Origin of the sequence: Allomuricauda sp. NFXS6 (genome assembly GCF_040148835.1) — a bacterium.
Taxonomy (GTDB): domain Bacteria; phylum Bacteroidota; class Bacteroidia; order Flavobacteriales; family Flavobacteriaceae; genus Flagellimonas.
This window is the reverse complement of the sequence record NZ_JAGEMG010000010.1, coordinates 147377-155491: the sequence shown is the minus strand read 5'-3', so window position 1 is coordinate 155491 and position 8115 is coordinate 147377. Positions and strand designations below refer to the sequence as shown.

Here is an 8115-nt window from a genome sequence, read left to right as displayed (position 1 = left end):
ACTGCGGGCCCTATGAACTCCCGCCACTGACCAACGGCAATTATTTCGATGCGCCCAACGGGGGAGGCAACGCCCTCTCCGCAGGGGACTTCGTCAACGCTTCGACCACGCTATACGTATTCAGCCCTGGACAAGGAAGTTGTCCAGATGTAGAGGAAAGTTTTGAGATTACTATCACTGGATTCAGCATTACTACAAATGTTCAGGATGAAACGTGTTGGGAAAGTGATAACGGTTCTGTTTCCGTAGAAATTGGAGATGCTGATTTCCCTGTCACGGTTCAGCTTAACAGTATGGAACCCATGGTTTTCAATACAGATTCTTTCTCCATAGACGATTTGTCTCCTGGCAATTATGAACTCAGTGTAATTGATGATACAGGTTGCCAATCCAATACCAGCTTTAATGTTCTACCTGGAGGGCCAAATCTTGGTGCTTCGGTTGATGTAATGTATTTCTGTGATTCAGACTTACCTTCAAATACTATTGCGGTTACCTTGTCTGACCCATCAGTGAGCAACAATGTACTCTATGCCTTGGATTCCACTGATCCGAATGATTTCATTCTAAGCCCTGATTTTGGGGATATCAGTCCTGGTGATCATAGTTTATTCATAATGCACAACAATGGTTGTATGGGTGAGATTCCATTTGAAGTTGAAAGCTTTGAACAATTGGAATTATCGCTTACCAGTGAATATGTGAATCAAATCACTGCAAATGTTACTGGAGGAACAGCTCCTTACACCTATTATTTTGACAACAATAGTGGAACTGATTCCAATACGTATACCATTACTAGAAGTGGCACCTTTACCGTTAGTGTGGTTGATAGTAATGGTTGTGAAGTAATGCAGAGCACCACGATGAACTTACTGGAAATAACAATCCCGGATTTTTTCACTCCAAATTTTGATGGAGAAAATGATTTTTGGGCTCCACGAAACACAGTGCTTTTCCCAGATATTGAAACCTACATTTTTGATAGGTATGGAAGAGAGATTCAGGTTTTAGGACCAGTGGATGCATGGGATGGAGAATATGATTCCAAACCAATGCCTTCTGGGGATTACTGGTATATCGTGAGACTTAATGATGGGTCCGGACGTGAGTTTGTTGGACACTTTACATTATATAGATAAAATTGAATTGATAAATGAAGCGAGTTGTAATTTTCTTAATATGTATGAATCTATTCCTTGTGAAAGGACAGGAATTGACCATACCCCAATTATCACAATACCTGTCCGACAATCCATTTTTGATGTCCCCTTCCTTTGCTGGGATAGGGAATTATGTAAAAGTGAGAATGAACGGGGTTACCCAATGGGTGGGCATTAAAGATGCGCCGGATACCCAATCGTTGTCGGCAGATGTGAGATTGGGAAATCGATCGGGCATTGGTATGGTCATCTATAACGATTCCAACGGTGAAACAAAACAACGGGGAGGAAAAGTCTCATTTGCGCACCATTTGACCATTGATAAATATGATGATCATTATTTCTCCTTTGCCCTTTCTTTTAATCTTAATCAAATTAGGTTTGATATTGAAAACTTTGACCAAGAAGCAAGCACGGATCCAGCGATTATAAACGATCGATCTTCAAGTAATCCAAATTTTGATATTGGCGCTTTGTACCGTCGTGGTGGGTTTTATCTAAGTTTAAATGCTTCCAATATCTTAAATAAGGAGTTTGAAAAATTCAATCCAGTTTTTGAACCAAACACACTGCGCAATTACTATTTGTATTCTGGGTACAAATTCAGAAAGAGTAGAATAACGGATTTTGAAATAGAGCCATCGGTCTTCTTCCAGTATTTTGAGAATGACGGAAGGTCCATAACCGACGTGAACACCAAGTTCAAATGGTACGATTTCTTGGATTATTACTATGCCGGTATCACGTATAGGTTTTTAAACGATCAATTGGGGTCACCACTTTATATAGCACCCGTAATCGGTCTTAAAAAAGGAGACTTCTATTTTGGATACTCCTATCAAGTAATCATGAATGAAATATTGGGATATTCCAAAGGCACCCATGTGGTAACCTTGGGAATAGATCTTTTTCAAGGAATTTCTAACTGTACATGTACTTATTAAAAAAACACTATGAAAACATTAGCCAAATCTTTTTCAAAAATTAACTTACTGCTGGTTGCTATATGTCTTTTTTGGTCTTGTGGCCAAGATGATGAATTTCTTTCTGCATTGGAAAGTCAAGAAGTTGTATTGCGAGAATCAACTAAAGACACTATTGTATATACTTTGGTAGACAATCATCAAATTCCTATCTACTTATCAATTCCCGAAGGATGCAAGAATGAAAACTATCCTGCCGTGGTTGTCATGCATGGTTCGGATGGTATGTGGATAAACCACGATATAGCCTCAGGAAAAATGTCGGGCCAAAATAGTGAATGGCGAGAGTTGTTCGACGCGAATTGTATGGTTGGTGCTTTCGTGGACAGCTATTCGGGCAGAGGGGTTTCGACTAGAACTGGAAAGTGGGCTACTGCTCCGGACAATTTTAAGATAAGCTCGCAATTTATAAGGCCTAGAGATGCGTACGCAGCTCTTGAACTACTAAGAAAGCTAAAGTTTAGTGACGGCAGCAATGTGGTGAGGGCGAAGGATGTAGGCTTACTGGGGTTTTCGGATGGTGCAAGCGCAGTGGCCTCGACTTTGTATGACACCGATAACACCCCGGCCGATTGGGAATGGAGCCAAAGCTTTGATGGGAAAGAGTATGATACCTCTTCAGGGGTTCAACCACCAAGCCCAAGACCAGAAAACGGTTTTGCCGGAGGAGTATTCTACTACGGAGGCTCCGGTGGTTATAATTATTGGGGAGCCAGTCCTTGCGGTAACAATGCTCTGGAGGGCAATATTTTTGTGCCTTACGCCCCAATGCTCTACCAAATACCCGCCGAGGGCTACCTTTCAGAAAATACCCTTTGCTTGGTCAATGTCCTCCAGCAAAAAGGAATGCCCGTGGAACTAAAACTTTACGAAGGAGTCGGACATGGATTTGACTTTGATGACAACAATCAAAGCACCGTGGCAAGAATGAATGCGCTAAATTGGTTTAAAAAAATTCTCCACATAGAAGATTAAAATTGATAAATCAGTAGCTAAAAAAATAACCTCAAACCTACATCTTCAACCTCCCGTTTTTATGTGCTTCCATAAAACCGGATAATATCTTGAATCTTTTTACAAGATTTCAACAACCTCACCAAGGAGCATAACCATCGACCTCGATATTAAAATTTGAACCAAAAGTCCAGCAATGGACCCAAATCAGAACACCTAAAACTTAATCTACGATGAAAGGGAAATTTTTAGAACAATGGATTTTAGACCTTGTGAAATCTGAATATGAATATGGAAAAATACCCAAGCATGCCAGTTACAAGCTCAGAGAACGAATGGATGACTTTATTGAAGTAACCATTGAATGGATGGATATGGACAATAATAGTTGTAAAGTGGTATACCATGCCAGGGCCTACGGAAAAATGCAAGTCAATAGAAGTCTTGATATTGCCAAGGATCCCGTTTTTGAACTAGAGAACTACTACACATTGGAAATACATACCTACATCAATCATGTAAAGCGGAATTATAGTACCCGAAAAATCGCAAATTATGATGTTATGGGAGTAGTTGGGCAATTGAAAAAAAGCGGCGAAACCTCTTGACCAGATGGATTGGCACCATTTGTTGCTAATGAATATTCTTAACAAAGATCTTTGATGCATTTCATCCGACAAAACAGACGTTTAATCGATGATTCTGTATCCGTCAATTGAAAAGCCCCATCCGTATATTGGCAGGTTCATAGTCCAACTATTCTTTGTTACTTGGTAAGAGATTAAAGTTCCCAAATTCTTAAATCAATAAAAGATTATGCATTTATTAACCATCATTTGGACCTTGATTTGTGCCGCTGTTATAATAGGGTATCCATTATACTTATTGAACAAATCAGCTTCTGTATTAAAAAGTCACCGAGAAAATTCGACCAGAAAGGAACCAAATACGGTAGAGCTTCTGTCATTTGATATAACGGAGCAATTACCTGGTTGGTCCTTCAGTTTGGACGTTCCGCAAATTACGGAACAAATACTGCGTGAAAACCCCGTGCTGTTTTATTTGGAGTCGGAAGACACCTGCCTTAAACTCCCTTTGAACAACGCAAGAATGGGTTATAAAGCCAATGTTTACAAAAATGTCGGCAAGGTATATGTAACCTTTAAATCCTTAAAAGATGGGGTATCCCATTTTTATGTTCCCAATTGGCATTTGAGCAAACTCAAAGTACTCATCATTAAATCAAAGGACAAAAGAATATATGGTAAACAACAGGCTTCGCCAAGTAAATCGGTTATCGATAAAAACTTGACAAAAGCTGGAATCAATATAAATGATTACGAGGACGTGCTGGGATACTTAAGCAACATCGCATCGATTGATTTTAAGGGCCACTATATTGCAAAAATGCCAAAACGAAAAAAAATACCAACCGTATGCCCAAAACCTCTAAAACCAATAAAAGAGGAAGAGGTATATGCAACCATCTAACAAAAAGGAATTAAAAACTTTTTAGTGTTCTCCTGTAGAAGTAAAGTGGGATTTTCTTAAAAAACAGAAGTCCCATTTTACATTTTTAGAGTCAAAGAAATTTTATAAATAAACCCATAAGGGCCATACATAAATTCAAAACGTGCATTCATCAGATCAGGTCAATTTTTTTTATAAAACCGAAGTAGATTTATCCAAATATAGTAGCAAGACAAAAAACGGGCCGTACATGGACTTTCACAGTCTTGTCTTTGGTTCTGGCGATAAAGACAGTACGGCCTATTAATAAAAAAAGTATTTATTAAGCACAACTAAATCACTAATCATCAAACTCACCATTAGTATTTTCTTTAGCTGAGAGCAAGTATGGGGTTATGCTGCACAACAGTTCAACAAGAAAAGAAAGTGGTGAGTTATTTTTAGTAAAGAAGTTCTGCGTGACAACAAGCAGTTTATTCAATAAAACGATAAACTGTCTTTTTTTGTGTCTGTCTTTATTCCTCCCCCAAAAAAATATGCGTATCTTAATAGGTTAAATAATCTGTTTTATCCATAACCTACGTTATGAATATCTCATTGAAGAATATCAAGAATATAGATAGGAGTTAAAAAAAGCCGTAAAGTATTAATAAGACCTACTTATAAATAAGTAATTGTAAATCCCTTTTTAATATGAATACATCGTTTGTACTGTTTACTGTAAACATCAAATTTGATGAATCCAGTAACCAATTTACTAACAATCAAACATATAAAAATAATTTTATTCTTACAAATTATGCGGTAAATACCACAAAAATTGTTAGCCAAAACTGATTGATCGCCAAATTTCTTCCCTTGGAATGACCTTATCAAAAAGCAATACCATTTCAAAACAGTCTCATAACAATCCCTTTGTTACGCTATTTACTTGTTGTAAAATAAAATCACTGAACTGCTGCCCAAGTACAAAATTGAAGTTATCATTCCTTTGTGTTTTACTCTCCTTTACCACTGCCTTATATGCCCAAACAACGGAGTTGGACCGTGCCACCAAAGTGCTTCCTGCCACCTATCTTATTGACGAGGGGTCGAGTTTAAAGTTTAATGAAGTTTTAGAACTTAATTCTTTCAAACCAACAAAGGACCTTGTCTTACAAGCTGGACATACCTACTGGTTCCGGATTGATTTTAAAAACGAAATCAAAACCCTTCAAAAACAAGAGCTATGGCGCCTAAGGACAAACAGTTTTAACGAGGCAGTGCTCTATTGCTCCAAAGATGGATCGATTGAACAGAAACCCTTTGGTTGGGTTAAAAAAAACGAGTCGACCCAATCTATAATCTACTCTAATGGGGTCTTGTTCGAAAAAGAAGATTTAATTTCTGGCAGATACCTATACGTAAGAGCCAAGATGTATTTTTCCTATTCCAATCCTGTATATTTTAAATATATCTCCAATACTTCAAATCGATTTTATACCGATTATTATACAAAAGACGACCTTGAAAAATTAACCCCTTCGTTAAGCTATTTTGGTGCCTGTTCCATTCTATTCTTGACCTTTATTGTTGTTTTTATCAACGTTCGAGCGGTTGAATTCCTATATTATCCGCTATATATTCTTTTTTCCGCCATATACCTCACAGGATTGGACATACCTGTTTTTCATGGCTTTTTTGAAAACAAAATCGGATTTTGGATAGGTTTAATCTCTCAAGTGATCATCAATCTGTTTTATGTGCTTTTTGCAAAGTACTATTTGAACACCAAAAAAAAATATTCACTCCTCGATGGTATTATCAACATTATCATCGTGATACTGATTTTAATAACAATATTGCATTTCGGCTCCTATTTTTCAGGATTATACCAAATGCAAGAAAATATTCTTAACATACAGCGGGTGCTAATGACTTTTTTTGGGCTTTTTTCGATGATATATCTATTGTTTAAAGCCAAGGATAAGCTTGCACTATTTATCGTTTTGGGTTCATTTATCTATATGACAGGTGCTTTGATTTATTGGGTTACCATCAACAAATACTATATGATGACCGGCTCCTTTTTGGAAATTATCATCTTTTCATTGGGCCTTGCCTATAAAATTAAGCTTGAGTACGAAGGAAAAGTGGCATTGCAAAAAGAAGTGTCCTTAAAGGAGATCAGTGCCAAGCGCGCACAAATTAATCCCCACTTCTTTTTTAATTCGCTGAACTCCATCCAAAATTTAATCATAAACAATGAAAGAAAAACTGCATTGAGCTACCTTAATAAATTCAGCAAATTGGCACGTAATGTATTGGAGAGTTCTTATGAGGCCACCGTAACCCTTACAGAAGAAATAGAATTATTAAATTCCTATTTAGAACTTGAATCTTTACGTTTTGACAATGCTTTTTCATATTCCATCAAAATAGCTGATGATATAAAAACAGATAGTGTTGAAATTCCACTAATGCTAATTCAACCATTTGCCGAAAACGCAATAATTCACGGGCTAGTTGGTAAAAAAGAAGGAGAAAAAACCCTAGAACTACGTTTTTTAAAAGATGGCAGATTCTATGTCATTGAAATAGAAGACAACGGCATTGGAAGACAATATATTCGACCTGAGGTAAAAAAGAAAAAATCGAGAGGGATGGAAATCACCAAAAAAAGGCTAAAAATGCTGGATAACTCTGAGCAGCACAAGAATACAATAGAAATTATAGACAAATACGATTCAAACAGCCAACCAAGTGGAACCAAAGTAATAATACGATTATATAACCCCTAAAAACAACCTAATGATTTTAAAAGCAGTAATAATCGAAGATGAAAAACACAGCAGGGAAACCCTTAAATCCATGCTGGAAGAATTTTGTAAAGAAGTCGAGGTAATTGCAATGGCAGGTTCTGTCGATGAAGCAATAAAGGTCCTTTCTGTTTATAGTCCGGATATTGTTTTTCTGGACATTGAGCTGCAAACGGGAACGGGTTTTGATATACTCAACCAAATCAAAGACCCCAATTTTGAGATAATCTTTACCACGGCATTCGAAAAATATGCCATTAGGGCCATCAAATTCAGTTCCCTGGACTATTTATTAAAACCTATTGATCTTGACGAACTTCAAAAAGCAGTGGATAAGGCAAGAACCCATTTGGATACCAATGTTTATCGTGAACAATTGGATACATTGATGCAAAGCATTTCCAGAGGGAACATGAGGCCGGAAAAAATATGTTTGGCCACCACGGCTGGTATGGAATTTATCGCCATACAAGACATTATTGTATGCAAAGCAGATGGTTCTTACACCAGTTTTATTCTTGAAGACAACAACACACTTTTAGTGAGCAAGCACTTAAAAGAATACGAAAACCTATTGGGCGAATACCAATTTATGAGGGTTCACAATAGTTACCTTATCAACTTGAACAAGGTAAAGAAGTATATCAAATCGGATGGGGGCCACCTTATCATGAGCAATGACCTGGAAGTGAACATATCGCCTAGAAAAAAAGATGATTTGATTGAAGCTATGAAAAGATTGTAAAA

The 8115-nt window shown here is 37.3% G+C and carries 7 protein-coding genes; all 7 read left to right on the top strand.

Going from position 1 to position 8115, the window contains the following annotated elements:
* On the top strand, positions 1–1142 hold a 1142-nt coding region (locus J4E06_RS15025; RefSeq protein WP_349524795.1), incomplete at its 5' end, for a T9SS type B sorting domain-containing protein.
* A 14-nt stretch (positions 1143–1156) separates the two neighbouring features.
* Positions 1157–2107: a PorP/SprF family type IX secretion system membrane protein gene (locus J4E06_RS15020; RefSeq protein ID WP_349524794.1), complete on the top strand. Its 951-nt coding sequence runs from the start codon at positions 1157–1159 to the stop codon at positions 2105–2107.
* A gap of 9 nt (positions 2108–2116) precedes the next feature.
* Positions 2117–3121 (top strand): alpha/beta hydrolase family protein, encoded by a 1005-nt coding sequence (locus tag J4E06_RS15015; RefSeq protein ID WP_349524793.1) that lies wholly within the window; start codon positions 2117–2119, stop codon positions 3119–3121.
* 212 nt (positions 3122–3333) lie between these two features.
* On the top strand, positions 3334–3708 hold the full coding sequence (locus J4E06_RS15010; RefSeq protein WP_349524792.1) for a hypothetical protein: 375 nt from the start codon (positions 3334–3336) through the stop codon (positions 3706–3708).
* Between the two features lie 208 nt (positions 3709–3916).
* Positions 3917–4591, top strand: a complete 675-nt coding sequence (locus J4E06_RS15005; protein WP_349524791.1) for a hypothetical protein — start codon at positions 3917–3919, stop codon at positions 4589–4591.
* 953 nt (positions 4592–5544) lie between these two features.
* A complete protein-coding gene (locus tag J4E06_RS15000) occupies positions 5545–7350 on the top strand; it encodes a histidine kinase (RefSeq protein WP_349524790.1) in 1806 nt (601 codons plus the stop codon).
* A gap of 10 nt (positions 7351–7360) precedes the next feature.
* Positions 7361–8113: a LytR/AlgR family response regulator transcription factor gene (locus tag J4E06_RS14995; RefSeq protein WP_349524789.1), complete on the top strand. Its 753-nt coding sequence runs from the start codon at positions 7361–7363 to the stop codon at positions 8111–8113.
* The last annotated feature ends 2 nt before the right edge of the window (positions 8114–8115 follow it).